Genomic DNA, 26,478 nt, shown 5'->3' with positions numbered 1-26,478 from the left:
CGTGTGCCAGGAGAGGACACGTGCCGAGAGGGGCAGGAGCGAGTGATCCCGACACGCGTCTACTAACCGCGCATAGTAGTTGGCACGCCTGGGCACCCTGCCGAGGGGACCCGCACCAAGGAGATCAGCGGTGGCATCTGGTCGCCCAGCGGCGGAGCCACCCGGGACACTCCCGTGGCCCTCACCGTGGGCGGGGATCGGCTGTTCGTCGCGAGGCCAACGGGTGACGTAGGGCTCCGCGCCGACTCGGGAGCCGGTGGCAGCCGCAGCAGACGGGCCTGACGTAACGGCGGTACCCCTCCCCCACCGCCCCCTAAGCTGAAGCAGTACGGACCCCTCACACCCCCACCCCGTGCGTACGGAGGTGACGTGTGACCGGCGGTGAGGACCCCATAGCCGACCAGGCGCCGGGGACGGCCGTGCTGACGGCGCGGGGCCTGCGCAAGTCCTACCGTCGGGGACCGTTCCGGCGGCGTCAGCCCGTGCTGCGTGGGGTGGATCTCGACCTGGGGCCAGGTCAGGTGGTCGGGGTGATCGGTGAGAACGGCTCGGGCAAGAGCACCCTGATGAAGATCCTGGTCGGCGCGCTGCGCGCGGACGCGGGGACGGTGACGCACCGCGGGCGGATCGGCTACTGCCCGCAGAGCCCGCAGCTGTATCCCCGGCTGACCTGCGACGAGCACTTCGATCTGTTCGGCCACGCCTACGGCATGGCCGAGGAGGAGGCGGAGCGGTCCCGGCAGTCGCTGTACGACCAGCTGGGCTTCCCCCGGTACGCCCGCACCCGCGCCGAACGGCTCTCCGGCGGAACTCTGGCCAAGCTCAACCTCGCGCTGGCCCTGCTGCCGGACCCGGAACTGATGCTGCTCGACGAGCCCTACGCGAGCTTCGACTGGGACACGTACCAGAAGTTCTGGGACCTGGTCGGCGAACGCCGGCGGGCCGGCCGCAGCGCACTGGTCATCAGCCACTTCGTCGTGGACGAGGAACGGTTCGACCGGATCGTGGCCATCACCGACGGCCGGGTGGCATCCCGGTGACCGTCCTGGCGTTCGTGCGGCGGTTCCTGGCCGACTACGCCCGCAACCGGGTGAACCTGCTGCTGCTGGTCGTCGTACCCGTCGTCTTCGTGGCGGTGGTGGCGGGCACCCTGGCCGACGCAGCGCGGATTCTCGGCGGTCGCGGCGGCGCGGCGGTCGAGAACGCCACCGCCGCGTGGTCGGCGGCGTTCCTCTCCGGCATCGGCATGTACTTCCAGAGCGCCGCCACCCGCGACACCGACCAACGGGTGGTGCTGGCCGGCCTGCGGCCGGCACGCATGGTCGCGGCCCGGCTGCTCACCGGGCTGGCGCTGGCCGTCCTGGTCAGCGCGATCGCGTTGGTCACACTCGCGCTCCGGACCGGTATCGACCGCCCGGGGCACGTGGTGGTCGGCACACTCATGGCGGCGGTCATCTACGTCGCCATCGGCACGGCCGTGGGAACGCTAGTGAGCAACCCGGTCAACGGCTCGGTGGTGGTGCTGTTGATCTGGATCCTGGACGTCTTCCTCGGCCCGGCGATGGGGGCCCAGGAGCGGGTGGGCACCCGGATACTGCCGACGCACTTCGTCACCTCGTGGATGGTGGATCTCCCGTCCGGGCACGCCGGCCGGCTCGGCGACATCGGCTAGGCCCTTGTGTGGACCGTCGCGGCGGTCGCGGTCGCCTGGACCCTCGCGGTGCGGCGTACCCGCCGCGCCGGGCAGCCCCGTCGCCGGCAGCGGCCGGGCGGGTGGCGGGCCCAGCTTGCGGGCGCCGGCCGGGCGGCGTGGCGCGACGCCCACCGCAATCCGGCCCTGTGGGCGCTCTACGTCGCGGTGCCGGTGATCTTCATCCTGCTGGCGGACGCGATCACTCCCGACCAGCCCATCACGGTGACGGTGCGGGAGCACGGCCGGCGGCTGGCCGGGAGTTACCCGATGCCCGAGGTGCACGGGGCGACGATGGCGCCCATCGCGGTCGCCTCGCTGGCGGCGCTGGCCGGCCTGTTCACGCTGTTGGACAGCCGCGCCGGCGACCGCCGCGCGGCCCTGGCGGGGTTGCGTCCGGCGGCGTTGCTGGCCGGCCGGCTCGGGGTGCTCGCCGCCGCGGCGTTGCTGGCCACGGTGGTGTCGCTGGCCACCACGGCGTCGGTGTTCGACGCGGTCCGCTGGCCGGTGTACGCCTCCGGGAACATCCTGGTCGCCGGCACGTACGCGCTCGTCGGTGCGCTGCTCGCGCCGGTCTTCGGCCGGGTCGGTGGGGTGTTCATGGCGTTCCTGCTGCCCTTCCTCGACCTCGGCATCAGCCAGAGCCCGATGCTGCGCTCCCAGCCCCCGTCCTGGGCGAAGGCGCTGCCCGGCTACGGCAGCGTCAGGGTTCTCCTCGACGGCGCGCTGACCCGGGGGTTCGACGAACTCGGCGCGCTGGTGCTGGCCTCCGGGTGGATCGTGGTGCTGTCCCTGGCCGTCGCGGTCGCCTACCGGCGGTCCGTGTCGCCGCCCGGATCCCTCGTGCCGGCTCTGGCCCGGCCGACGGCAAGCCGGCCGGGCCAGAGCGGGACGTTCAACGGCGTCCGGGGGTGAGACGGACCCGTCGGAGCAGTTGTGCGTTGAGCGCCACCACGATGGTGGAGGCGGACATCAGCACCGCGCCGACCGCCGGGCTGAGCGCCACGCCCGCCCACGCCAGCGCGCCGGCCGCGACGGGGATCGCGACCACGTTGTAGCCGGCCGCCCAGGCCAGGTTCTGCACCATCTTCCGGTAGGACGCGCGGGACAGCCGGATCACGCCGGTGACGCCACGCGGGTCGGAGGAGGCCAGGACGACACCGGCGGACTCGATCGCCACGTCGGTGCCGGCGCCGATCGCGATGCCGACGTCGGCGCGGGCGAGTGCCGGGGCGTCGTTGACCCCGTCGCCGACCATCGCCACCGTCAGGCCACGCCCTTGCAGGTCGGCGACCGCGCGGTCCTTGTCCGCCGGGAGCACCTCGGCGAACACCTCGTCCACACCGGGACGGAAGCCCAGGTCGGCGGCGACCGCCTCGGCGACCGGGCGGGCATCTCCGGTGATCATCACGATCTTCTTGACGCCCTGGTCCCGAAGCTCGGTGATCGCCTCCCGGGCTTCCGGCCGGACCTCGTCCTCCAGTGCGAACGCGCCGATCGTTTCGGGTCGGCCGTCCGTCGGCAGCCGCAGAAGATGCAGGACGGCCGCGCCGCGGGCCGACCAGCGTGCGCTGGCGTCCGCCAGGTCCGCGGGCACAGTGGCGCCGAGCTCCCGCAACAGCGCCGGACCGCCGACCGCGTAGGACGTGCCGTCGACGACGGCCTGGACGCCGCGTCCGGTCAGGGAGCGGAAGTCCCGCGCCGTGGCAACCAGATCGCGCCCCTGGGCTGCCCGCACCAGGGCCCGGGCGAGCGGGTGCTCGCTGTCGGCCTCCACCGCGCCGGCGACCCGCAGCACCTCGTCCTCGGTGAGCCCGGCGGTGGCGGCGGTGGCGGTGACGGTGTGGGCGCCCTTGGTCAGGGTGCCGGTCTTGTCGAACAGCACCGCGTCCACCCCGCGCATGCGTTCGAGCGCCATGCGGTCCTTGACCAGGATGCCCGCCTTCGCCGACACCGCGGTCGACAGAGCGATCACCAGCGGGATGGCCAGCCCGAGGGCGTGCGGGCAGGCGATCACCAGAACCGTCACCGTACGGACCACGGCTTCGTTGACGTCGCCCAGTGCCCACCAGGTGCCGAAGGTGATCAGCGCGGCGGCGGTGGCGAGGTAGAACAGCCAGGCGGCGAACCGGTCGGCGAGCACCTGCGCGCGGCCGGCGGACGCCTGCGCCTGGGCGACGAGCCGGCTGATGCCGGCCAGGGCGGTGTCCTCGCCGACGGCGTCGACGCGGACCCGCAGGGTGGAGTCGGTGGCGACGGTGCCGGCGACCACCTTGTCGCCGACCGTACGGGGCACGGGCCGGGACTCGCCGGTGACCATGGACTCGTCGAGTTCGGCGGCCCCGTCGACGATCCGTCCGTCGGCGGGAACCCGGCCGCCGGAGCGGACCAGGACCAGGTCGCCGACGCGCAGGTCGCCGGCGGGCACCCGGTGCGGCTGCCCGGCGTCGTCGAGGCGTTCGGCGTCGTCGGGCAGCAGGGCGGCGAGGGCCGCCAGGGCGCCCTGGGCCTGCCCGATCGCCTTCATCTCCTGCCAGTGCCCGAGCAACATGATGGTGACCAGCGCGGCGAGTTCCCACCAGAAGTCGAGGCTGAACGCACCCAGGCTCGTGGCCAGCGAGGCGGCGTACGCGACGGTGATCGCCATCGCGATCAGCAGCATCATGCCGGGAGCCCGGTCGCGGACCTCCCGAACGGCGCCGGCCAGGAACGGCCAGCCGCCGTAGGCGAAGACCAGGGACCCCAGGACGGGCCCGACCCAGGTCATGCCGGGGAAGTCGAGGGTGTAGCCGAACCAGTCCATGATCATGTGGCTGGTGGCGACGATCGGCACGGTCAGCGCCAGGCTCAGCCAGAACTTGCGCCGGAACTGCTCCGGGTCGTGCCCGGCGTGCTTGTCGTGTCCGCCGCCGTGTCCCCCGTGGTGGTCGTGGTGCTGGGGCTGATCCGGCGGGCGACGCTCTGGCGTGTGATCTGCGTGCCGCTCGGCGACGTGGCCGTGAGCGGGGTGCGGGTGCTCGGGTGCCGTCGCGAGCGGGGCATGGTGGGTGTCGTGGCGTGTCATGAGGTCCACCTCCGCCTCGAACATATACCCCTAGGGGGTATAGGGCAAGGCTGCTGGTACGTGGTCTTGAGCGCTTCCTGTTACCGCTACCCGGAGGGGGTAGGACCTTCGACCGTACGGCCGGGGCCGGTAGGCGCTGCCGCCCGGCGGAACCCGGGAGCAGGCTCGGTTTGGGAGCTACGAGAAAGGAGACCGGTGATGAGGCGACATCTGCCGTTGTACGTGACCGCCTTGGTGATCCTCATCGCGGGGGCGCTGGCGATCGGCGTGCCGGCACGTTCGGTGGCGTACGGGCTGCTCGCGCTCGCCTGCCCGCTGATGATGCTGTTCATGCACGGCGGCCACGGTGACCACAGCGGTCACTCCGGTGGCAGCGAGCGCCGCGGCCCGTCGGAGACGAATTCGTCGGTCAGGTGAGCCGGCAGCGGCGACGGGTATGCCGGCGACGCCGTCAGGTCCAGGAGAACAGCAGGGTCCGACAGCGGAAAGGACGTGACCCACATGCATGATGGCAACGGTTGGTTCTGGCCGATGGGTCTGATGATGGTCGGCTGGCTGGTCCTGGCCGTGATCATCGTCGCGGCGGTCTGGCTCACGGTCGGCACCGGCCGACGCGCGACGGACCACGGCGACTCCGCCCGGCGGATCCTGGCCGAGCGCTACGCCCGTGGCGAGCTGGACGACGAGGAGTACCGCCGCAGGCTGGACGGGTTGCGCTGACGGGCCTCCCCCACGCGCTTCGTCAGCTGCCTGCGGCGGGCCCTGCGCCGGGCAGGGCGACGGTGAACATCGCGCCCCGGCCGGGGCCCTCACTGGCGGCGGTGATCCTGCCGCCGTGTTGGGTCACGATAGCGCGGGCGACGGCCAACCCGATGCCCGATCCCCCGTGCTCGCGGTCCCGGGCGGCGTCCGCCCGGTAGAAGCGTTCAAAGACGTGCGGCAGGTGCCGCGCGTCGATGCCGTCTCCCGTGTCGGTGACGCTGACGCGCACCTCGTCGGCAGCCCGGGTGGCGTGCACGCTGACGCGCCCGGTCGGTGGGGTGTGGCGCAGGGCGTTGTCGAGGAGGTTGCCCAGCACCTGCCCCATCCGTACCGGGTCGGCGTCGACCACTCCGACGTCCGGTGCCACCTGCTCGTGCAGGGTGAGGCCCTTCGCCGCGTACCGGGGCCGGGCGGCGGCCACGGCAGCGCTGACCAGCTCACCGACGGCGACCGGTCGGGGGCGCAGGTCGAGTTGGTGCTCCTCTGCGCGGGACACCGCGACGACGTCCTCGGCCAGACGGCGCAGCCGGGTGGTCTGCGCCCGCAGCACCGTCCAGGTGTCCTCGCCCTCGACCGCGATCCCGTCCTCGGCCGCGTCCACGTACGCCTCGATGGTGGCCAACGGAGTACGCAGCTCGTGGCCGAGGTCGGCCAGCAGACGGCGGCGGGTCGCCTCCGCGTCGGCCAGCCGGGCGGCCATCGTGTTGAAGGCGGCGGCGACCGTGTCGAACTCCGGACCGAGGCCGGGACCGTTGACCCGTGCCGCGTAGTCGCCCCGGCTGACGTCCGCGGCGGCGGTCGCCAACTGGGTGACCGGTCGGGCAAGGCGGCGAGCCAGGTAGGCGCTGACGGCGAGGGCGGCGAGCAGCGATACGGCGATCGCGACCCCCAGGGCGAGGGCGCTGGCCGAGGCGTACGCCTGCTCGACGTGATGAGCGGTCCCGGGGTCGACCGGACCGGTCACCCGCCTCAGATGGCTCCGGAAGATCGCCGGCCCGACCACGGCCGCCACCAGGCCGAGGGTTCCCGCGCCGACCAGCACCACGAGGGCCTGGGCGGCGAGAAGCCGGCCCGGCAGTCCCAGTTGTCGTCTCATCCCCGCCCCATCCGGTAGCCGATGCCGCGGACGGTGCGGATGAACCGGGGCCCGGCGGGATCGTCGCCGAGCTTGCGGCGCAGGTGGGCGATGTGCACATCGACGAGGTGCTCGTCGCCGACCCAGTCGGCACCCCACACCGCGTCGATGAGCTGCCGGCGGCGCAGCGCCGTGTCCGGCTGCGCGGACAACGCGGCAAGCAGGTCGAACTCCGTCCGGGTGAGTTCCACGGGCTGCTCGTCGACGTACACCTCACGGCCGGCCAGGTCGACCCGCAGCCCGCCGACCGTCCGGGTCGACTGCTCCGCGGCCGGGGCCACGGCGGCGCGGGGACGGCGCAGCATGGCGCGGATCCGGGCGACGAGTTCGCGCGGGCTGAACGGCTTGGTCAGGTAGTCGTCCGCGCCGACGCCGAGGCCGATGAGCTTGTCGACCTCCTCGCTGCGGGCGGTGAGCATGACCACGTAGCAGTCGGTGAACGTGCGGATCTGGCGGCAGACCTCGATGCCGTCCAGGCCCGGCAGGGCGAGGTCCAGCACCACCACGTCGGGCCGGTCCCGCCGGGCGGCCGCGACCGCCGACCGGCCGTCGAAGACGCAGCTCACCTCGTGACCGTCGCGCTCCAGATAGCTGGCGACGACCTTGGCCAGGCTGCGCTCGTCGTCGACCACCAGCACACGTACACCCATGGGCCAATCCTGCCCTGCCGGTCAGGCCGGGCGGACCCAGGTCACCGGCGATCGCTCATGAAGATTCACTGAAGAAAGCCGTGCGACGTGGCCGTCGGCCCGCGGCGAAGGTCAGGCTGCAGACAGGGTTCCTCGCAGCCGAAGGAGCAGCCATGTCCCCCACCCTCACCCGCCGACGACTGCTGGCCGGAATCGCCGGCACGGTCGGTATCGCCGGCACGGCCGGCGCCGCCGCCTGGGCCGGCGGGCTGTTCGACCCCCGTCTCGTGGCTCCGGGCGGGGACCTGGTGGCCCGGACCGAGGCAGCGCGACGGCGGGCCGGCGCCCGCACCGTGTCCGCGAGGCTCAACCCGCGCCCGGTCACCCTCGACCTCGGCGGCCGGCAGGTGCAGACCTGGGGCTACCAGGATTCCGCGCCGGGTCCGCTGCTGCGCGCGCGGGCCGGCGACGTGCTCCGCGTCGAGGTGGCCAACGGTCTGGCCACCGAGACGAGCGTGCACTGGCACGGCGTCGCGCTGCGCAACGACATGGACGGCGTGCCCGGAGTGACCCAGCGGTCGATCGCTGCGGGCGGAACGCACACCTACGAGTTCACCGCCCCTGACCCGGGCACCTACTTCTACCACCCGCACTCGGGAGTCCAGCTCGACCGCGCTCTCTACGGTGTGCTCGTGGTCGACGACCCGCACGAGGCCGGCCGGTACGACCAGGAGTGGATCGTGGTGCTCGACGACTGGGTCGACGGCACCGGCCGCACACCCGACGACGTGTTGGCGTCGCTGCAGTCGATGGGCGGCCACGACGACATGGCCGGCATGAACGGCATGGCCGGCATGGAGCACGGCGGCATGAGCGGCATGTCGATGGGCGGCATGGAGAGCATGACCTCGCCCCTGCTAGGTGGGGCAGGAGACGTGGTCTACCCGCACTATCTGATCAACGGCAGGGCACCGGACGCCCCGGTGACGTTGACCGGTCGACCGCGCCAGCGGGTGCGGATCCGCCTCGTCAACGCCGCCTCCGACACCGCGTTCCGGATCGCCCTCGGCGGCCACCGTCTCACCGTCACCCACACCGACGGCTTCCCCGTCACCCCCACCACCTGCGACGCCCTGGTGCTCGGCATGGGGGAACGGGCGGACGTCACCGTGGACCTCGGCGACGGCGTCTTTCCCCTGGTCGCGGTCGCCGAAGGCAAGAGCGGCCAAGGCGTGGCCGTGGTCCGCACCGGCGCCGGCAGCCCGCCGGCCGCGACTGTCCACCCTGCGGAGCTGGACCTCCGAGTGCTGCTCACCGGCGGCCTGAGCCCTGCCGACGCCGTCAAACTGGAGCGCCGCAAGGCCGATCGGGTGCACCGCCTGGAACTGGGCGGCTCGATGATGCCCTACCGGTGGACCATCAACGGCACCACCACCGACAAGCTCGACCCGCTGCTGGTCGGCCAGGGCGAGCGGGTGCGGCTGGAGTTCGTCAACCAAAGCACGATGTTCCACCCCATGCACGTGCACGGCCACACGTTCGCCGTCACCGACACCGGCGTCCGCAAGGACACGGTGATCGTGGTGCCGAAGCAGACCGTCGCGGTCGAGTTCGACGCGACCAACCCGGGCCAGTGGATGACCCACTGCCACAACATCTACCACGCCGAGACCGGCATGATGATCAACCTGGCGTACCAGGAGTAACAGCCTGACCTATCCCCCGGGGTGACAGGAGGCTCCCGCGGCCTTCGGCCATGGGAGCCTCCTGTCATCGACCGACGGTTCAGGTGACGCGGCGGAAGCCGGCGACCGGCATGTAGGTGATGCTCAGGACGTTGACCGGCTTACCGGCCCGCGGCGCGTGCACCATCAGGCCGTTACCCAGGTACAGCCCCATGTGGTGCAGGTCGCTGAAGAAGAAGATCAGGTCGCCGGGGCGGGCGTCGGCCCGGGACACCGGCCGACCCTCGTTCCACTGCGCGCCGGTGAAGTGAGTGAGCGAGATACCCGCGGCCTTGTAGGCGTACTGGGTGAGCCCAGAACAGTCGAAAGCGTCCGGGCCGTCGGCCCCCCAGACGTACGGGTCGCCGACCTGCTGGCAGGCGACGCGGATCGCCGTCTGCGCGGCGCTGCTGACCACGCCGCTGATAGTGGGGCAGCCCGTTACCTTCACCGTCGTCTTCGGCAGCGACGCGGTCAGGCGTTTGATCTCGGCGTCGATCTGCTTCTTCTTCGCCGCCAACTCGTCCTGCTGCTTGACCTCCGCGGCGATCAGCTCGTCCAGCTTCTTCTTCTGCGCCTGGTACCGGTCGCGGACAGCCAGCACACCGGCGATTTCCTGGTGCTGCTGGGCCGCAAGCCGGTCGAGGATCACCAACTGTTCGGCGAGGGTCCCAGGCTTGGTGCTCACCAGAAGGGCACCCAGTTCCTGCGAGGGGCCCCGCACATAGTACCGGGCGGCGATAGCGCCGACCCGGTTCATCGCCAGCGCGGACTCCAGTTCCAGCGGGGCCATCTTCTTCTCGAGGTCCGCCGCCTTCTTCTGGTTGACCTTCAGCTGGGCCCGCACCTTGTTGAAGCCTTCGATGGTGGGCTCGAGTTGTTCCCACTGCTTGTCGATCTGCGCTTCGATCTCGTCCGCCGAGGGCGCGGCGTGGACCGGTGCCGCCAGGAGCCCGGCGCCGAGCGCAGCGGCCGCGAGCAGGACGAGTGCACGGCGGGCCAGCCCGCCGCGACGGACGGGCGGGTGGCTCGCGGGGGGACGGCGAAGGGGCAGGGATGCCACCAGCACGGACTCCTTCTGGCCTTGGGAAGCGGGCGGGGCTGCGCGGTAGCGGCCCCACCCGCGGCGGGTTCGCCCACATCCTTACCTACTATTGGCCGATAGTTGAAGAGGGGACGGCCCGAGCAGCCAAAGTGTCACCGAGGGCTAGCGGCTGACCACGTACCAGAGCGGTCCGGCCACCAGCCCCAGCGCCAGGCTGACGGCCGACGCGAGGATGGCCGTCCGCGCCGTGACGCGCCGCAGGACGGCCTCGGAGGTCACCGCCGAGTCGCCGGGCTCTCGGTACACGGGAACGATCCAGCGCAGGTAGTAGAAGAGGCTGAGCACACTGTTGACGAACACGACGACGGCGAGCCAGGCGTACTCGCCGTCCCAGGCGGCGGTCGCGGTGGTGAGCTTGCCGACGAACACCGCCGTCGGCGGGGTGCCCACCAGGCCGAGGAGGGCGACCAGCAGGGCCGCGGCGAGCCCCGGCCGCCGGTAGGCCAGGCCCCGGAAGTCGGTGAGGTCGCGGTGCTCCGGAAGGGCGGCGGTGACCGCGAACGCGGCGATGTTCGTCACCGTGTAGCCGGCCAGGTACAGCAGCAGCGACGGCAGTGCCAGGTCGCTTCGTCCAATGGCCACGATGGGCACGAGCAGGAACCCGACCTGGCTGACGGTGGACCAGCCGAGCAGCCGGCGTGGGTCCGATTGCCAGTAGGCGGCCAGGTTTCCCAGGGTCATGCTGACGGCTGCCACGACAGCCACCGCGACCGCCCAGGACACGGAGGTGGGAAGGACGCCGGCGAGTCGGAAGACGGCGATCAGCGCGCCGATCTTCGGAACGGTGGTCAGGAACGTCGCCGCGGTGGCGGAGGTGCCCTGCGCGGCGTCGGGCACCCAGAAATGCGCGGGTACGCCGCCGGCCTTGAACATCAGCCCTGCGAGGAGAGCCACCGCAGCGACCGCGACCGCCCCGCGGGGCATGTCCGGCAGGCGCTGCGAAAGTTCGGGATAGGTGGTGGTGCCGGACAGGCCGGTCAGCACGGTGACGCCCAGCAGGAGCAGGATCCCGAACAAGGCTCCCAACAGGTACGTCTTCAGCGCGGCTTCGGCGCCGGCAGCGGTGTGGGCAAGACCGATCAGCGCGTAGAGCGGGATGCTGGCGAGCAGGAACCCGACGGCGAGGGCGAGCAGGTCGTTCGCCCCGGCCAGCAGCACCGCGCCGGCGGTGGAGAACAGGAGCAGGCTGTAGGTTTCGCTCTCCCGCGCGGTACCGGAGATCTCGTCGGCCGCGATCGCCAGGATGAGCAGGGTGCCGGACGCCGCGAGGATGCGGGCGATCCCGGTGGCCGTGTCGACGGCGAACGAGTTGTCAAAGGCGCTCGTCGCCGGCTCGCCCAACTGGATCGCGGCGACGACGATCGTGGCGACGAGCACGACGGCGGTGAAGATCCGGATGATCCACTGCCGGTGGCGGGGGACGAAGGAACCGCCGATCAGAGCGGCGAGGGCGCCGCCGGCGAGCAGCATCTCGGGGACCAGCAGCAGCGGTCGCATCATCTCCGTTTCCACCGGTCACCGCCCGAGCAGGCCGACGACGGCGTGGGCTGCCGGTTCGATGACGTCGAGCAGCGGGCGCGGCAGCACCCCAATCAGCAGGGACAGCAGCAGCAGCGGCCCGACCGACCAGAGTTCGCGGGCGCGCAGGTCGGTGAACCCGATGGACCTGCCGGTGGTGTCGCCGGTGAAGACGCGTTGCAGCGCGCGGAGGAACAGCGCCGCGGTGATCAGGATGCCGAGCACGGCGACGGCGGTGACCGGTGCCGCGGCGACGCTGCCGGTGAAGATCTGGAACTCGGCGATGAAGCCGGAGAAGGCGGGCAGGCCGAGGGAGGCGAACGCACCCACGGCGAACAGCGCGGCGAAGGTCGGCGCGGGCGCGCCGAGCCCGCCGAAGTCACGCATGTCGTAGGTGCCGGCGCGGTCCCGCAGGACGCCGGCGAGCAGGAACAGCGCCGCGGTGATCAGGCCGTGGCTGACCATCTGGGTGACCGCCCCGACGACCGCCACGCCGCGAGCCTGGGCGGTGTCGGCGGCGACCAGGCCGGCCACGCCGACGGCGAGGACGATGTAGCCCATGTGGTTGACCGACGTGTACGCGATCATGCGTTTGACGTTGGACTGGGCCAGCGCGACGAGCGCCCCGTAGAGCACCGACACGACGCCGACGACGACGACCACCCAGGCCCACGCCCTCCACGCCTGCGGGAGCATCGGCATGGCGATGCGGACGAAGCCGTAGGTGCCCATCTTCAGCAGCACCCCGGCGAGGACCGCCGAGCCGACGGCCGGTGCGTCGGTGTGTGCCGGCGGCAGCCAGGTGTGGAAGGGCACGGTCGGCGTCTTCACCGCCAGACCGAGCAGGATCGCCGCCAGCACCAGCCCACCCGCGACCGGCCGGCCCTGCAACGGCGGCGTGGCGACGAGTTCCGGCATGTCGAACGTGTGCGGGGCGGCAGCGACGTACAGGCCGATGAACCCAACCAGCAACGCGAGGGAGCCGAGGAAGGTGTAGAGGAAGAACTTCAGCGCCGAGTGTGCCCGGTTGCCATGGCCCCAGCCGGCGATGACAAAGTACATGCCGACGATGGACAGATCGAAGAAGACGAAGAACAGGACCAGGTCGGCGGCGACGAACAGACCGAGGCTGACGCTCTGCAGGAACAGAAACAGCGCCGCCTGCCCTCGGGGCCGGTGTCGCTCGTGCAGTGCGTACACCGCGCAGGCCAGGAAGATCACGGCGGTCATCACCACCAGCGGCAGCGAGAGCCCGTCCACACCGATGTGGTAGCTGCTGTTCACGCCGGGAATCCACGCCGCCCGCTCGGCGAAGGCGAGCTCACCGGTCGGCGGGGTGTGGTAACGCCACCAGACGACGGCGATCAACGCGAGATCGACGGCGGTCACGGCGATCCAGGTCCAGCGCGCCGCGGTGTCTCCCAGCCGCGGCAGCGCGACCAGTGCCACCGCTGCGAACAGGGGAAGGAAGACAATCACGCTGAGCACGGGTTCACCCCAACACCACGAGGACGACGACACCGACGAGGAGCACCACGACGGCCTGTAGGTAGTACTGGTAGAGCTGTCCGGTCTGCGGCCGGCGCGCGAACTGCCCGAGCCGGCGCATCCCGGCGGCGAACGCCTCCACCGCCCCGTCGAGCCACCGGTCGTCGGCCCGGCCGGCCCGAGCGGCCATCCGTAGCGTCCGGGCCGAGGCGAATTCGACGCCCCGGTCGAGGACCCGGTCGTCGAACGAGCCGGCCCGGCGGGACAGGCTCAGCACCGTGCGCGCCAGGGCTACCGCGGCCCGGTCCAAGACCCGGTCGTCGAAACGGGCCAACGCCTCGGCGCAGCGCAGCGTCGGTCGGACGACCAGGACTCGTGCTGCGGGCTCCAGCCCGAGCCAGTGCAGCGCCCAGCGCGGCTCGGGGATCGGGCGGCGGGCGACCGCCAGGACGACGACCAGTGCGATCACCGCCGACACCCCAAGCTCCGGCAGCGACACGTGGAACTTCTCCGGCTGCCCGACGGTCCGCGCGACCGTGGCGCCGACCGGTGGCAGAGCCAGCAGGCCAGCGAACCCCGCACCGATCGCGAGCGCGACCAGCGGCGCCTGCTGTAGGACGCCGACCCGCCTGGTGGCCGTCTCCTCCTCGTCCCGGTGGGCGTCGACGTCGGCCTGCTGGTCGGGGGGGACCCGCCGCCAGATGACCACCAGCACCTTCCCCGCGTAGGCGGCGGAGAGCGCCGACGCGGCCAACCCCACCGCGTAGAGCCACGGCGACTGCTCGAGGGCCGCCGCGAGGACCTCGTCCTTGGTCGCCCACAGCGACAGCGGCGCCATCCCCGCGAGCGCGAGCGCACCGACGGTTGCCGTCCACCCGACCCACGGCCACCGAGCGACGACCCCGCGCAGCCCGGCGAGCTGCTTGGTGCCCAGCGCCGTCAGCCAAGCTCCGGCCGCGAGGAAGAGCAAGGCCTTGGTGGCGGCGTGCGCGATCAGGTGCGTCGCGCCGCCCGCGATCCCGCCGGCCCCGGCGGCTAGCACCACGAAACCAAGCTGGGCGGAGGTGGAGGCGGCGAGGAGTTGCTTGAGGTCCCGCTGGGCGACCGCCACCGCCCCCAGCAGGAGCGCCGTCACCGCTCCGGCCCACATGGTGGCCGGGCCCGCCCACCCGGTCGTGGCCAGCAGCGGCTCGACGCGCAGCAGCAGGTAACCGCCCATGGCGACCATGGCCGCGGAGTGCAGCAGCGCGCTGACCGGGCTCGGGCCGGCCATCGCCCGAGAAAGCCAGAACGAGAAGGGCAGTTGCGCGGCCTTGCCCAGCGCGGCGATGAGCATCCCGGCGGCGATGAGGTGCCGCCAGCCGGGGCTGCTGTCGGGCAAATCGCGCAACGCCAGACCGGCGCCGCCCGCGAGGGCCGCGCCGGCGGCGAGGTAGAGGCCCAGGTCGGCGGCGCGCGTGGTGACGAACGCGGTCAGGCCTGCGGACACCCGGTCGGAGTCGCGCCACCAGAACCCAATCAGGGCGTACGAGGCGGCGCCCACGAGCTCCCAGGCGAACAGCAGGGTGGGCAGCGTCGCCGCGGTGGCGGTGAGCGCGACGGAGGCGGCGAAGAGCAGCATCAGGCCGTGGAAGCGGGCCCGGGAGCGGCGGATCTCCCCTGCTGCGGCGAGTAGCACGAGCAGGGTGACCACCGTCAACATCGGCAGCACCAGGGCGGCGAGCCCGTCGACGGCGAGCGCGAACTCGGTGCCGGCGAGGAACGGCGCCGCCACCCGCGGCCGGGCCACCCCGACCACCGCCGACAGGGCCACCGACCCGGTGGCAACGGTGAGCGCGACGGGTGCCGCGAGCCGGTCAGCCCGCCGGTCGAACGCGAGCAACGCGCCGACGCCAGCCGGTAGGGCCACCAGTGACCAGAGCGCCGCCTGCGCAAGCCCGTTCATCGGGACAGGTCCGCGGCCATGTCGGTCATGTCGGTGCGGCGTACCCGGTGCAGGTGGGTGGCCACGGCGAAGCCCATCGCCATCTCGACGGTCATCGCCGTGATGATGACCAGCAGCAGGACCTGCCCGGACGGGTGCGGGGCGAGGAACCACCAGAATCCGGCGCCGGCCAGGATGAGACCGTTGAGCATCAGCTCCAGCCCCATCATCACCATGACGACGACCTGCTGGGACAGGGCGCCGTAGAGGCCGACGCTGAACAGCGCGGCCGCGACGAGCAGCACGGTCTGCAGGGTCATCGGCCGACCCCTCCGGGCTGCGGGTCGTCGGCCGGTCGCCGGCGCAGGTCGTCGCCGAACCGGTCGTAGCGGGTCCGGTGGGCGGCGAGGACCACGCCGGCGACGATGGTCACCGCCATGACCGCCCCAACGCCGGTCATGACCAGCATCTTCGGACCCATCAATTCCTCCCCCAACGCCTCGGTGACGTCGACGGGCGGGGCACCGCGCCGCGTGGGCCACGGCACGAGCAGCACCCCGGCGGCCAGCAGGACGAACACGCCGATGGACACCGCCAGGGCGTGCCGGTTGTCGTGGACCATGCTCATCGGCATCAGCGCCGGGTTCATGCCCATGAACATGACCATGTAGACCGCCATGACGGCCATCTCCATGACCATCATCAGGATCGTCACCACCCCGACGTAGTTCTGCTGCATCAGCAGCACCTGCAGACCGACGGCGATGAACGACACGGCGAGCGCGTAGCTGGCGCGGGCCATCGAGTCGACGACGAACACCGCAGCGCCGGCGAGCACGGCGACAACCGCCAGGGCCCAGAACACGACGTGGGTGACCACCTCAGCCCCTCCCTACGGCGACGACCGCGACGACCAGGTCCTGCAGCAGCACCGCGGGCAGCAGCACGATCCACCCGACCTCCATGAACACGTCCGGTCGTACCGCGGGCAGGCGGCGGCGCAGCCACACCAATGCGGCCAGCAGGGCAAGGGTCTTGATCAGCACCCAGGCCCAGTCGGGCAGCAGCGGGCCGGCGCCGCCGCCGAGGAACATCGGCACCGCGAACGCGGCCCCGGCGGCGAGCAGCGCGTACCGGCCACCCTGAAACAGCAGCCGGTCGACGCCGGACAGTTCGGCGGTCACACCGCCGGCCACGTCGGCGCCGAGGGCCGGGGAGAAGGGTCCCCAGACGGCGATCGCGAGGACGCCCAGGCAGAAGACGAGGAAGGCCACCGGCATCCAGACGACGAACCAGAGGCCCTGCTGGGCGGCGGCGATCGTCCCGACGTTCAGGCTCGACGCACCTACTGCGGGTGCCACGAGCGCGAACATCAGCGGCAGTTCGTAGGCCAGGCCGTGGGCGAGGAACCGGTAACCGCCGATCAGGGAGTGGGCCGAGTTGGCACCCCAGCCGGTCAGCCACACGAACGCCCACGCCAGAACGTCCATGGCGTTGAACCAGATCACCCCCACATCGAGGTTGAACAGCGTCCACCGCCCCAGCGGCACCACCGTGATGATCATCAACGCCATGAACAGCAGTCCCGCCCCGCCGATACGCCACAGCAGGCTGTCCCCCGCTACCGTGGTCCGCCGCCGCTGGCGCATCAGCCGGGCCACCTCACCGAACGGCTGACTCAGCCCTGAGGAGCTTGCGCCGGATGCCCATGAGGCCAGGAACCCGTCAAAGGCGGCGGCCGCGGCCGCCAACAGTCCGAGCAGTGCTGCGGCGGCCAGCGCCCAGCCGGCGGGGAGCACGGTGACGTCAGGCATGACTCACCTCGCGGTCCGTGACGAGGGGGTCGAGGTCGAGGCTGGCGACGATGAGGCGGGCGGTGGCGAGGTCCCACCCGCGTACGAGATCAGGGATCGCGTCGACGGGTACGCCGAGCGACGAGCCAGCGGGCCGCTGGCCGCCGATACTGTTCGCCGCGTGATTGAGCATGGCCAGCAGCCGGTCACGCACGTCGCCTGCCATGGTGGCCGGCAGACCCCGGCGGGCGAGGTCGTCCGCATCCAGTGGCCCGATGCGGTGCAGTGAGCGCCGCAGCCACCACGACCGGCCGACCACGCGGCGCAGCCGTTCGAGTTCCCCTGCTGGCCCGTCACGGTCATCGGTGAACAGCAGGGCGTCACGGATACGCCGAGCGCGGGAGGCGGCATCACCCCAGCCGGCGAGGCCCAGGAGGCTGGCGGCGTTGTCGCAGCGTCTGGCGGCGAACCGGCGCAGGTCCTCCGGCGCGTACCGGCGCTCCGGCTCGGCGGCGGGATCGGTCGCGGTGACGAGGCTGGTCTCCGCATCGACGATGACATCACCCTGAAGGGTGCACCGCAGGACGAGGCCCGCCGGCCAGTACGCCAGGACCGGGCCAAGTCGCAGGTGCAGGAAGTCCATCTCCAAGCCGTCGCGGTCCTCACCGCCGGAGGCGAGCGGGATACCGCCGGGGGCCATGTCCATACCCCCGTGCTCCATGCCGCCGTGGGCCATGCCGCCATGCTCCATTCCGCCGTGGCCCTCGTGCGTCATTGCGCCGTGGGAAGACTGCCCCATCCCCTTGTGATGGACGTCTTCAGAATCGGCGTGGGCGGCGTGCCCGGCATGGCTCATGTCGCCGTGGCCCTCAGAGGGCAGGTCCTCGTGCCCGGGGTGCGCCGCACCACCACCATGACCCGCCTGCCCACGGGCCGCCTTCTGGTCGTGGTCGCCATGCTCGGTGTGGCCGTGATCGCCATGCCCCTGGCCGCCGTCGTCGTCGGCGTGCTCACCGCCGCCGCGTGGCGGTTCCTCGTGGCCGACGTGGCCGTGCCCCTCATGCGCCGGCGCTGCGCGGTGTGGACGTTCCTGGCTTCCCGCGGAGTCGGCGCCGTTGCCGTGGTCGGCGTGCGGCTCATGGGCCGCCTCGTCCTGCTGTCCGCCGCCATGGCGGCGCTCCGGGGTGTGGTCGGCGTGCTCCTGTGGCGCGTGCCGTTCGTGGGGCAGCTGGTCGCCGGTGTGGGCATGGCCGATCGCGGTGTGGCCGGATGACCGGTCCTGGCTGTCGGTCCGCTGCCGGTTGAGGTCGAGCAGATCTTCCTGCGCTAGGACGAGGGCGGGCGGGACGGCATGCGGGGATTCGACATCGATGCGAGCCCGCGGGCCGGGCATCTGCTCCCACAGCCGGTGCAGCGGCTCCGCCAGCTGCGAGGGCGGTGGGCCGCAGACGGCCAGGATGTCGGCCTCTGCCGGGGACAAAGCCAGCCGCCAGCCGCGCGCCAGGACGTGGCGCTCGACCGCGGCCCGGGTCACCCAGTGCCCCGGCGCCTCTGCTACAAGCACGTGCGCGTGCCGGACGGCGAGCCGACTCACCGCGTCGCTCAGACCCATCGCAGCGCGCCTTCCCGCCAGGCCCACAGCACCGCAAGGAAGACTCCCCCGAGGAAGACGAACATCTCGACGATCGCTGTGGCCCCGAGCCGGGCGACGACCACCGACCACGGGTACATGAACAGCATCTCCACGTCGAACGCGAGAAAGAGCAGCGTGGCCAGGTACCACCGAACGTGGTAGCGCGACAACGCGTGCTCCTCAGGCTGCCACCCGGACTGGAAGGGCACGCTCCCCAGCGGTGAGGCAGCGATCGCCAAAGCCCGGTGGGCCAGGTACAGACCGCCGACAATGAGCGCGGCCACCAAGGCCATGCTCGCTGCCCCTGCGTACATTCCGCTTCCCTCCGCGCTGCTGACTCCCAAGCTGCTCACCGAGCGCTCGGCCATCCGGGGCCCCGCCGGCCGGTGCTGTCTCCCTTCGCCGCTCGCCGTCAGGCACTGTGCGAGATCTTGGGCCGAAATCAGAGGGTGCCCTGCCTTACCGGACCCTCACCCGGCACGTGACAAGCCCATCGTCGGGTCCGGCGTCTGCCGATCCAGCCGTCTCCTCACCCACTTCTACTATCATGAGGTAGTAGCCGACGCATGTTGTGCCGCGAGCACGCACACGGGTTGGAGCGTGCCCGGAGCACCTCGGTCAGCGTTTCGGGCGGAGGGAATCCACTCGCGCGACGGACTGGTCGATGCGGTCCTCGGTGATGCGCCCGGCCCGGACGAGATTGGTGATCGTGTCGACTGTTTCCTCGACGACTCTCTCGTTGTGTACCTGCTGGTTGGCGAAGACGAGCAGGTCGAGGCCGGCCTGCAACGCCAGGGCGACCGCCTCGGCGGCACCGTACCGGTCGGTGATGGCGACCGCCTGCATGTCGTCGCTGACCACCGGCCCGCGCCAGCCGAGCCGGCCGCGCAGCAGATCGGTCACGGTCGCGGCTGACAGCGACGCCGGGTACGCCGGGTCGAGCTGCTTGTTCAGCACGTGGGCGGCCATGACGGAGTCGGCGAGGCCGGCCTGGATCAGCCGTTGGAACGGTTCGAGTTCCTTTACCTGCCAGGTGTCGCTGACGTCGACGACCTCGAAATCGGTGTTTCCGGCGGCGCTACCCGATCCGGGAAAATGCTTCAGGCAGGTTTTCACACCAGCCGCCCGGTGCGCCTGGATCTCCTCCGTGGCGTTGCTGACGACCACGTCCGGGTCGGCCGAGAAGCTGCGACCCAGCTTGCCGATAGCCCTGCTGTCGGGGTTGATGTTCAGGTCGACGACCGGGGCGTAGTTCAGGTTGACCCCGATCCGCGTCAGCCCCGCCACCAGTCCTCGCGCCCAGTCGCCGGTCGCCGACGTGGAGTTCTCCGCGCCGATCTCGGCCTCCGACCTGGTCGCCGGGAAGCCGTTGCTCGGGTTGAGGCGGGCGGTACGGCCACCTTCCTGGTCGATGGAGACGATGAGCCGGCCGGGCGAGGCGCTTTTCAGGGTATTCACCAGGCCCGTAACCTGCTCGGGCGAGCGGATGTTACGCACCGACTTGCTCTCCAGGTCCTGGTCGAAGAGGATCACACCGCCCAGACCGTCCCGCACCGCCTTGATGATCCAGTTCGGGGCTTGGGCGCCGCGAAAGCCGACCACGAGCAGGCTGGCGATCTTTCGCCGCAGCGCCGCCCCGGCTCCGCGCGATGCGCCGGTCGGCCGTGGGCTGCTCGTTGGCCGGGGCGTCGAGGATGTGGCGCGGTGCGACTCGCAGCCGGCAACGGCTGCCACTGCAGCTGAGCCGAGTCCGGCGAGCAGCAGCCGGCGGGGCAGGTGAACGCTGTCCACCCCCGCACGTTAGGACCCATGCCCGCCCGATGCGTCCTCACCCAGAAGATGTCATCCGCTGGTGGGACGCCTCGACGAACGTGGTGAGAGTTGCGTCGGTTGGATCTGGTCTACCCGGGTACTGAGGGCCCTTGCCCGATGCTCACCACGCTGTCCACTCCGGAGGAGCGATGAAGCAGAACTATGTTCGGTTCGGTGTCGTCCTGGCGGTGAGTCTGGTCGTCATGTTCGTCCTGACCCTGTCGCAGATCCGCCGCTTCGGCGACTTCTACCTCAACCTGAGCAACTTCTACATGTCACTGATCATGGTGTCGATCATGGGCGTGATCATGATGGGCGTCATGAGCAGCATGTTCACCAACAAGCGTCTCAACATCATGCTGTACATCGCGTTCGCTGCTGTCTTCATCGGCGGATTCGCTGCCGTGCGCACCGAGCCGTTCGTGGGTAACGAGGGCTTCTTGAAGTCGATGATCCCGCACCACTCCCGGGCCGTGCTGGTCTGCCAGGAATCAGATATCACCGACCCCGAGATCATCGAGCTCTGCGACCAGATCGTGAAGTCACAGGAGGAAGAGATCACACAGATGAAGAAGATCCTCAAGGACCGCTACTGACTGGGTCGGCACTGAGGACGACCGAGGTCCGGTTGGGCCCTCAACCTCCCCCGGACGCGTCCCTACCGCGCCGTGACGGTCAGCGGGGCGACCGTTGCCAGCGCCAGCGACTGACAGGACTGACATGCGTCTTCAGTGGTCCTGTGGTGTGAGGTGCACCCAGCGCAGCGTCTGGGCGTTGAGGGCGACGACGATGGTCGAGGCGGACATGAGCACGGCGGCGGCGGCCGGGCTGAGTGCCACACCGGCCCAAGCGAAGACGCCCGCGGCGACGGGGATGGCCACCACGTTGTAGCCGGCGGCCCAGACGAGGTTCTGGACCATTTTGCGGTAGGACGCCTTGGACAGGCGGGCGGTGGCGGAGATGCCACGCGGGTCGGAGGAGGCGAGGACGACGCCGACGGATTCGATGGCCACGTCGGTGCCGGCGCCGATGGCCAGTCCGACGTCCGCGCGGGCGAGGGCGGGGGCGTCGTTGACGCCGTCGCCGACCATCGCCACCCGGTGGCCGCGCTGTTGCAGGCCGGCGACGATCTCGTCCTTGTCGGCGGGTAGCACCTCGGCGAAGACCTCGTCCTCGCCGGGACGGAAACCGAGATCGGCGGCGACCGCGTCGGCGACCGGGCGGGCGTCACCGGTGATCATCGCGATCTTCCGAATTCCGAGTTGGCGCAGCTCGGCGATGGCCTGTCGGGCCTCCGGGCGTACCTCGTCCTCGAGCGCCAGCGCGCCGAGCAGCTGGGGCGGGCCGTCGAGGCGGGCCAGGTAGAGCACGGCGGCGCCGCGCGCCGACCACGCCTGCTCGGCCTGGCGCAGTTCGGCAGGGACGTCGGCGTGCAGTTCCCGCAGCAGGGCCGGGCCGCCCACCGCGTATGCCGCCCCGGCCACGGTGGCCTGCACCCCGCGGCCGGGCAGCGACCGGAACTCCGAGCCGCTTGCCGGTCCGACTCGTTGGGCGGCGGCGACGATGGCCCGGGCGAGGGGATGCTCGCTGTCGGCCTCAACTCCGGCGGCCAGGCGCAGCACCTCGTCCTCGTTGGTGCCGTCGGCGGCGGCGACGCCGGTGACGGTGTGCTGGCCTTTGGTCAGGGTGCCGGTCTTGTCGATCAGGACCGCGTCGACGGTGCGCATCCGTTCCAGGGCGAGACGGTCCTTGACCAGGATCCCGGAGTTGGCCGCCACGCTGGTCGACAGGGCGATGACCAGTGGGATCGCCAGGCCGAGGGCGTGTGGGCAGGAGATCACCAGCACGGTGATGGTACGGACGACGGCCTGGTCGACCCGGCCGAGCGCGGACCAGACGATCAGGCTGAGCAGCGCGGTGGCGGTGGCGATGTAGAACAGCCACGCGGCGAACCGGTCGGCCAGCGCCTGCGCCCGCCCACCGGCTGCCTGCGCCTGCGCGACCAGCCGTTGGATGCCGGCCAGGGCGGTGTCCTCCCCCACCGCGTCGACCTGGACGCGGATCGCCGAGTCGGTGGCCACGGTGCCGGCGACCACCCGGTCCCCCACCCGACGTGGGACCGGCCGCGACTCGCCGGTGATCATCGATTCGTCCAGCTCGGCGCCGCCCTCGACGACGTGCCCGTCAGCGGGCACGCGTCCACCGGGGCGGACCAGCGCCCTGTCGCCGACCCGCAACTCGGCCGCCGCCACCCGCTCGACGGCTCCGCCCGGGCCGACCCGCTCGGCCTCATCGGGCAGCAGGGCGGCCAGCGCGGCCAGGGCCCCCCGGGCTTGGCCGATGGCTTTCATCTCCTGCCAGTGGCCGAACAGCATGATCGTGACCAGGGCGGCGAGCTCCCACCAGAAGTCCAGGCGGAACAGGCCGACACTCGTCGCCGCGGAGGCGACGTACGCCACGGTGATGGCCATCCCGATCAGCAGCATCATGCCGGGGGCGCGGTCGCGGACCTCGCGGACCGCGCCGACGAGGAACGGCCAACCGCCGTAGAAGAACACCACCGACCCGAGCACCGGACCAACCCACAAAACACCGGGGAAGTCCAGCGAGTAACCCAGCCAGTCCATGATTAGACGGCTGGTGAGGACGACCGGGATGGTCAGCGCCAGACACACCCAGAACCGGCTGCGGAACATCTCGGGGGTGTGGCCGGCGTGCTTGTCGTGCTGCGGGTGCGTCCCGGCGCCGCCGCAGGCATGGCCGGGCTGCCCGCCGCCGTGGTGCACCTGCCTCGCCTCCCGAAACCTGTCTGCGGCCGCCGGGTGCCACGCTCACCGCCCCGGCACATCAGCGGCTGGGGCGGCGCTGCGCCGACGCCCCAGGTCTTCACCATCGCGGGTGCGACGGCGCGCCGGTGGGATCTCAGCGATTCCGCCGCTGGCTGGCCTGGCCACGGATAGGGTCTCGCTGGAAGGTCTGCGGCTCCTGCCGGGCGGGCCTCCTCACCCGAAGGCTCGTGGAGGCGGGTGGTGACTACTTGCGGCGACAGTGGCATCGACGCGCGAGACAGCTGCGGTGCTGACAGGTTTCGCCTGCCCCTCGAACGTCTCGACGCGGTCCTGTTCGACCTGGCAGCGGTGTCGGAGCACAACCCACCGGCCACCTGGGGGCCGCCGACTGCGGTGATGGTCGCGGAGGCGCAGAGCCTGCTCGGGTCGCTGCGCCGGTCGGGGCTGACGTCCGGAGTCATCGGCCGGCCTGGCAACGGATTCGGCATCGACCAGCTGACCGACCTCGTGCTAGACGGCCAGGAGGTTACGGCGCGGCTGCCGGACCCGGCGGTCCTGCTGCAGGCGGCAAGGCTGCTCGGGGTGCATCCGGCGCGAACCGCGGTGGTGCATTGCGCGCCGGCGGGGGTGCAGGCCGCCAGCCCGAAGACAACGCTAACGGTTGATCCTCATCCGTTGCCTCAGACCTGGCCCAACGTCGCGCGGCCTGCTCGACGCCCAGGCATTCACCGGGGTGGGCAGCACACCGCTGCGGTGGTCGTCTTGCGCCGGCGCAGCAGGACCGCGATCACCCACACGGTGGCGGCCGTGGCCAGCCCAACGGCGAGGGCGATGCCGCCGATCGCGGTGCCGCCGAGCCCGGCGAGGACACCGGCGACGATGAGTAGGTGCACGGTGCAGCAGGCGACCATCGCGCCGATCCCGCCAGCGATGGCGGCCGGGCCGCCGACGGTGGATGGGTGCTGGGCCGGGGTGCTGCCGGTGGGAGGCACGGCGCTCACCCCTCCGTCCTGCGCGTCGGGGCGATGCGAATACAGGCGGCCAGGGCTGTGGCGTTGTCCGTGGCCAGAGATCGGGCCAGCATGATCAGGTCGGCCACCCGAGGGTCGGTGACCTGGTAGAAGGTGCGCCGCCCGTCGCGGCGGGCCGCAACGTAGCCGCAGTCGGCCAAACAGGCCAGGTGGCTGGAAACCCGGCCCTGGGCCAGGCCGACGTGCGTCACGCACTCGCCGACCGTGTGCGGCTCGTGCAGCAGGAACTCCAGCAGCCGCAGCCTGGTCGGATCGGCGAGGGCGCGGAAGAACTTGGCCACCATCCCCACCCCCTCGTCCTCGGCCGGCAGCAGCGCCACGGCCGGCGTTGTCAAGGCCGGCGTCGCACGCTCGGTCACCTCACCACCCCAATCCTGGAATCATCCGGATAAGCAGATGCTAGCGTGGCATCCGAGGATCCGGTACCCGGATGGTTTCCGCTTGAGGACGGTGCGTGATGCGGTACGACCTGGCAATCGTCGGCTCCGGTGGCGGTGCCTTCGCGGCGGCGATCGCCGCGCGGCGTAAGGGCAAGCACGTGGTGATGGTGGAGCACGGCGACGTGGGCGGCACGTGTGTGAACACCGGGTGCGTACCGTCCAAGGCGTTGCTGGCCGCCGCGCACGCCCGCCACGTCGCGCTGGACGCGGCCCGCTTCCCGGGAATTCGCGCGAGCGCCGAGCAGGTGGATTTCCAGGAGCTGATCGCCGGCAAGCGGCGACTGGTGGCAGACATGCGGGCGGACAAGTACGTCGACCTCGCCGCCGAGTACGGCTGGGAGATCCTCACCGGCCACGGCCGGTTCACCGAGGGCCCGCTGCTGTGCGTCGATCTGCCCGACGGCGGCAGTCAACGCATCGAGGCGGAGAACTACCTGATCGCCACCGGCTCGGCCCCGTGGATACCACCCATCGACGGCCTCGCCCAGGTCGGCTACCTAACCTCCACCACGGCGATGGAATCCGACCACCTGCCGCAGTCCCTGCTGGTGGTCGGCGGCAACTACATCGGCCTCGAACAGGGGCAACTGTTCGCCCGACTCGGCACCCAGGTCACCGTGGTCGAGACCCTCGACCGACTCGCGCCCAAGGAAGAACCGGAGGTGTCCGCTGCCATCGAGCAGGTCTTCGCCGACGACGGCATCGCCGTCCACACCACCGCGACCGTACGGTCGGTACGCCGCGAGAACGGACACGTCGTCGCCGTGCTCGACGGACAACCCGGCCGACAGATCCACGCCGAGCAGATCCTGATCGCCACCGGACGCCGCCCAGTTGTCGACGGCCTGAACCTGGAGACGGTCGGAGTCAAGACCGGCCAGCACGGCGAGATCCTGGTCGACGAGCACCTGCGCACCACCAACCCGCGTATCTGGGCCGCCGGAGACGTCACCGGCCACCCCCAGTTCGTGTACGTCGCCGGCGCACACGGGTCGATCGTGGCCGACAACGCCTTCGACAACGCGGGTCGCACCGTCGACTACCACCACCTGCCGCAAGTCACCTTCACCACCCCGGCGATCGCGTCGGCCGGGATGACCGAGGCCCAGGCGATCAGCGCTGGTCACCGCTGCGACTGCCGGGTACTGCCGCTGGAGTACGTGCCACGCGCGATCGTCAACCGCGACACCCGCGGCCTCATCAAGCTGGTCGCCGACGCCGACACCGGCCGACTCCTCGGCGCCCACGTGGTCGCCGACGCCGCCGGAGAGGTCATCGCCACCGCCGTGTACGCCCTCGCCAACGACATGACCGTGCAGCAGATGGCCGACCTGTGGTGCCCATACCTGACCATGGCCGAAGGCCTCAAACTCGCCGCCCAGACCTACACCCGCGACGTGTCGAAACTGTCCTGCTGCGCCTCCTGATTAACCCGCGCCCACCAGTCCCAACGACAGGAGATGCCTGGTGAATAGGACAGCCGCCACCGGCGAAGACCTGGGCGTCGGCGCTCTGGCCGGCTACCTGGGCACGAAGATCATGGAGCCGGTGTCGCAGAAACTCTACGAACTCGAACCCGCACAGGCCCGCGCCCACGAAGACGCGGCCCGTCCCGGGGGTTCACCGTACCGAATCGCAGCCGCCCAAACCGCCAAGCTATTCGGCCTCGACCTCAGCCAGAAGCAGCTGGACTGGGCGGGACTGCTGTTCCACTACGGGCTCGCTGTCTCGTGGGCACCCCTGTACGCCCTGCTGCGCCGCACCACGCCGATGCGGCCGGTAACCGCAGGGCTGACACTGGGCACCGCGATGAGCCTGATCGTCGACGAAGCGATCACCCCACCGGTGGTCAGCACGGACTGCGACGCCCGCGACCACTGCGCCAGCAGCGGCTAGTCCAGGCATAGCCGTGACGATGTCAGACAACCGCCGATGGTGGGC

The 26,478-nt window shown here is 71.3% G+C and carries 25 protein-coding genes; 9 read left to right on the top strand and 16 right to left on the bottom strand.

The features are described from left to right. Positions 1-371: 371 nt before the first annotated feature. Genes ACIBPB_RS31020 through ACIBPB_RS31010 form a run of 3 tightly spaced genes read left to right on the top strand, consistent with a single transcriptional unit; the run spans position 372 to position 2,605 of the window. Complete coding sequence (locus ACIBPB_RS31020; protein WP_013476074.1) at positions 372-1,040, top strand: ATP-binding cassette domain-containing protein; 669 nt, start codon at positions 372-374, stop codon at positions 1,038-1,040. Continuing rightward, entirely contained in the window at positions 1,037-1,672 is a 636-nt protein-coding gene (locus ACIBPB_RS31015; protein WP_201766706.1) for an ABC transporter permease, read from the top strand. The genes ACIBPB_RS31020 and ACIBPB_RS31015 overlap by 4 nt, the downstream gene beginning before the upstream one ends. A gap of 6 nt (positions 1,673-1,678) precedes the next feature. Beyond that, positions 1,679-2,605 (top strand): hypothetical protein, encoded by a 927-nt coding sequence (locus ACIBPB_RS31010; protein ID WP_201766705.1) that lies wholly within the window; start codon positions 1,679-1,681, stop codon positions 2,603-2,605. Here ACIBPB_RS31010 and ACIBPB_RS31005 read toward each other — a convergent pair. Beyond that, positions 2,586-4,754 (bottom strand): heavy metal translocating P-type ATPase, encoded by a 2,169-nt coding sequence (locus ACIBPB_RS31005; RefSeq protein WP_085983677.1) that lies wholly within the window; start codon positions 4,752-4,754, stop codon positions 2,586-2,588. The two genes, ACIBPB_RS31010 and ACIBPB_RS31005, sit on opposite strands and share 20 nt — an antisense overlap. A gap of 198 nt (positions 4,755-4,952) precedes the next feature. Here ACIBPB_RS31005 and ACIBPB_RS31000 point away from each other — a divergent pair, with 198 nt between their 5' ends. Together ACIBPB_RS31000 and ACIBPB_RS30995 are read left to right on the top strand one after the other, a co-directional pair. Beyond that, entirely contained in the window at positions 4,953-5,171 is a 219-nt protein-coding gene (locus tag ACIBPB_RS31000; protein ID WP_013476072.1) for a DUF2933 domain-containing protein, read from the top strand. An 84-nt stretch (positions 5,172-5,255) separates the two neighbouring features. Then, a complete protein-coding gene (locus tag ACIBPB_RS30995; protein ID WP_013476071.1) occupies positions 5,256-5,474 on the top strand; it encodes an SHOCT domain-containing protein in 219 nt (72 codons plus the stop codon). Between the two features lie 22 nt (positions 5,475-5,496). Here ACIBPB_RS30995 and ACIBPB_RS30990 read toward each other — a convergent pair whose 3' ends face one another. Beyond that, positions 5,497-6,612, bottom strand: a complete 1,116-nt coding sequence (locus tag ACIBPB_RS30990) for a cell wall metabolism sensor histidine kinase WalK (RefSeq protein WP_013476070.1) — start codon at positions 6,610-6,612, stop codon at positions 5,497-5,499. Next, complete coding sequence (locus tag ACIBPB_RS30985) at positions 6,609-7,301, bottom strand: response regulator transcription factor (RefSeq protein ID WP_013476069.1); 693 nt, start codon at positions 7,299-7,301, stop codon at positions 6,609-6,611. Before ACIBPB_RS30985 ends, ACIBPB_RS30990 begins: the two co-directional genes overlap by 4 nt. Before the next feature lie 152 nt (positions 7,302-7,453). On the opposite strand from ACIBPB_RS30985, the gene ACIBPB_RS30980 reads away from it, so the two are divergent. Then, positions 7,454-8,986, top strand: a complete 1,533-nt coding sequence (locus ACIBPB_RS30980) for a multicopper oxidase family protein (RefSeq protein WP_013476068.1) — start codon at positions 7,454-7,456, stop codon at positions 8,984-8,986. Positions 8,987-9,065: 79 nt separating this feature from the next. On the opposite strand, the gene ACIBPB_RS30975 is transcribed toward ACIBPB_RS30980, so the two are convergent. The 10 genes from ACIBPB_RS30975 to ACIBPB_RS30930 all read right to left on the bottom strand — a co-directional run bounded on the left by ACIBPB_RS30975 (position 9,066) and on the right by ACIBPB_RS30930 (position 20,256). Then, entirely contained in the window at positions 9,066-10,067 is a 1,002-nt protein-coding gene (locus ACIBPB_RS30975) for a C40 family peptidase (RefSeq protein ID WP_013476067.1), read from the bottom strand. 144 nt (positions 10,068-10,211) lie between these two features. Next, the gene (locus ACIBPB_RS30970) at positions 10,212-11,621 is read right to left on the bottom strand and encodes an NADH-quinone oxidoreductase subunit N (RefSeq protein WP_030271518.1); all 1,410 of its coding nucleotides are present in this window, start codon (positions 11,619-11,621) and stop codon (positions 10,212-10,214) included. A gap of 3 nt (positions 11,622-11,624) precedes the next feature. Further along, a complete protein-coding gene (locus ACIBPB_RS30965) occupies positions 11,625-13,115 on the bottom strand; it encodes a NuoM family protein (protein WP_013476065.1) in 1,491 nt (496 codons plus the stop codon). Positions 13,116-13,119: 4 nt separating this feature from the next. After that, on the bottom strand, positions 13,120-15,060 hold the full coding sequence (locus ACIBPB_RS30960; RefSeq protein WP_030500452.1) for a proton-conducting transporter membrane subunit: 1,941 nt from the start codon (positions 15,058-15,060) through the stop codon (positions 13,120-13,122). Next, positions 15,057-15,359, bottom strand: coding sequence for an NADH-quinone oxidoreductase subunit K (locus ACIBPB_RS30955; protein WP_013476063.1), 303 nt, complete (start codon positions 15,357-15,359; stop codon positions 15,057-15,059). The genes ACIBPB_RS30960 and ACIBPB_RS30955 overlap by 4 nt, the downstream gene beginning before the upstream one ends. Next, entirely contained in the window at positions 15,356-15,919 is a 564-nt protein-coding gene (locus ACIBPB_RS30950; RefSeq protein ID WP_013476062.1) for an NADH-quinone oxidoreductase subunit J, read from the bottom strand. Before ACIBPB_RS30950 ends, ACIBPB_RS30955 begins: the two co-directional genes overlap by 4 nt. Position 15,920: 1 nt before the next feature. Continuing rightward, complete coding sequence (locus tag ACIBPB_RS30945; protein ID WP_013476061.1) at positions 15,921-16,853, bottom strand: complex I subunit 1 family protein; 933 nt, start codon at positions 16,851-16,853, stop codon at positions 15,921-15,923. Then, positions 16,846-18,444 carry a hypothetical protein gene (locus ACIBPB_RS30940; protein ID WP_013476060.1) on the bottom strand — a complete coding sequence of 533 codons (1,599 nt, stop codon included), beginning with the start codon at positions 18,442-18,444 and terminating at the stop codon, positions 16,846-16,848. The genes ACIBPB_RS30945 and ACIBPB_RS30940 overlap by 8 nt, the downstream gene beginning before the upstream one ends. Beyond that, positions 18,435-18,758: an NADH-quinone oxidoreductase subunit A gene (locus ACIBPB_RS30935; RefSeq protein WP_176739798.1), complete on the bottom strand. Its 324-nt coding sequence runs from the start codon at positions 18,756-18,758 to the stop codon at positions 18,435-18,437. Before ACIBPB_RS30935 ends, ACIBPB_RS30940 begins: the two co-directional genes overlap by 10 nt. A 325-nt stretch (positions 18,759-19,083) precedes the next feature. Then, on the bottom strand, positions 19,084-20,256 hold the full coding sequence (locus tag ACIBPB_RS30930; protein ID WP_225319486.1) for a glycoside hydrolase family 3 N-terminal domain-containing protein: 1,173 nt from the start codon (positions 20,254-20,256) through the stop codon (positions 19,084-19,086). Positions 20,257-20,426: 170 nt separating this feature from the next. Here ACIBPB_RS30930 and ACIBPB_RS30925 point away from each other — a divergent pair, with 170 nt between their 5' ends. Continuing rightward, a complete protein-coding gene (locus ACIBPB_RS30925) occupies positions 20,427-20,873 on the top strand; it encodes a DUF305 domain-containing protein (protein ID WP_013476057.1) in 447 nt (148 codons plus the stop codon). Positions 20,874-21,005: 132 nt separating this feature from the next. Here ACIBPB_RS30925 and ACIBPB_RS30920 read toward each other — a convergent pair whose 3' ends face one another. The 3 genes from ACIBPB_RS30920 to ACIBPB_RS30910 form a co-directional block, all read right to left on the bottom strand. Then, on the bottom strand, positions 21,006-23,063 hold the full coding sequence (locus ACIBPB_RS30920) for a heavy metal translocating P-type ATPase (RefSeq protein ID WP_013476056.1): 2,058 nt from the start codon (positions 23,061-23,063) through the stop codon (positions 21,006-21,008). Between the two features lie 728 nt (positions 23,064-23,791). Continuing rightward, on the bottom strand, positions 23,792-24,067 hold the full coding sequence (locus tag ACIBPB_RS30915) for a hypothetical protein (protein WP_047891324.1): 276 nt from the start codon (positions 24,065-24,067) through the stop codon (positions 23,792-23,794). Then, complete coding sequence (locus tag ACIBPB_RS30910; RefSeq protein ID WP_013476054.1) at positions 24,064-24,456, bottom strand: helix-turn-helix transcriptional regulator; 393 nt, start codon at positions 24,454-24,456, stop codon at positions 24,064-24,066. Before ACIBPB_RS30910 ends, ACIBPB_RS30915 begins: the two co-directional genes overlap by 4 nt. A 98-nt stretch (positions 24,457-24,554) precedes the next feature. On the opposite strand from ACIBPB_RS30910, the gene merA reads away from it, so the two are divergent. Then, complete coding sequence (gene merA / locus ACIBPB_RS30905; protein WP_013476053.1) at positions 24,555-25,964, top strand: mercury(II) reductase; 1,410 nt, start codon at positions 24,555-24,557, stop codon at positions 25,962-25,964. A 40-nt stretch (positions 25,965-26,004) separates the two neighbouring features. Further along, positions 26,005-26,433: a hypothetical protein gene (locus tag ACIBPB_RS30900; protein WP_013476052.1), complete on the top strand. Its 429-nt coding sequence runs from the start codon at positions 26,005-26,007 to the stop codon at positions 26,431-26,433. The last annotated feature ends 45 nt before the right edge of the window (positions 26,434-26,478 follow it).

It is taken from the genome of Micromonospora sp. NPDC049836, from assembly GCF_044465125.1.
Classification (GTDB): Bacteria; Actinomycetota; Actinomycetes; order Mycobacteriales; family Micromonosporaceae; genus Micromonospora.
The sequence above is the reverse complement of the archived record's forward strand: the minus strand, read 5'-3'. Positions and strand labels throughout refer to the sequence as shown.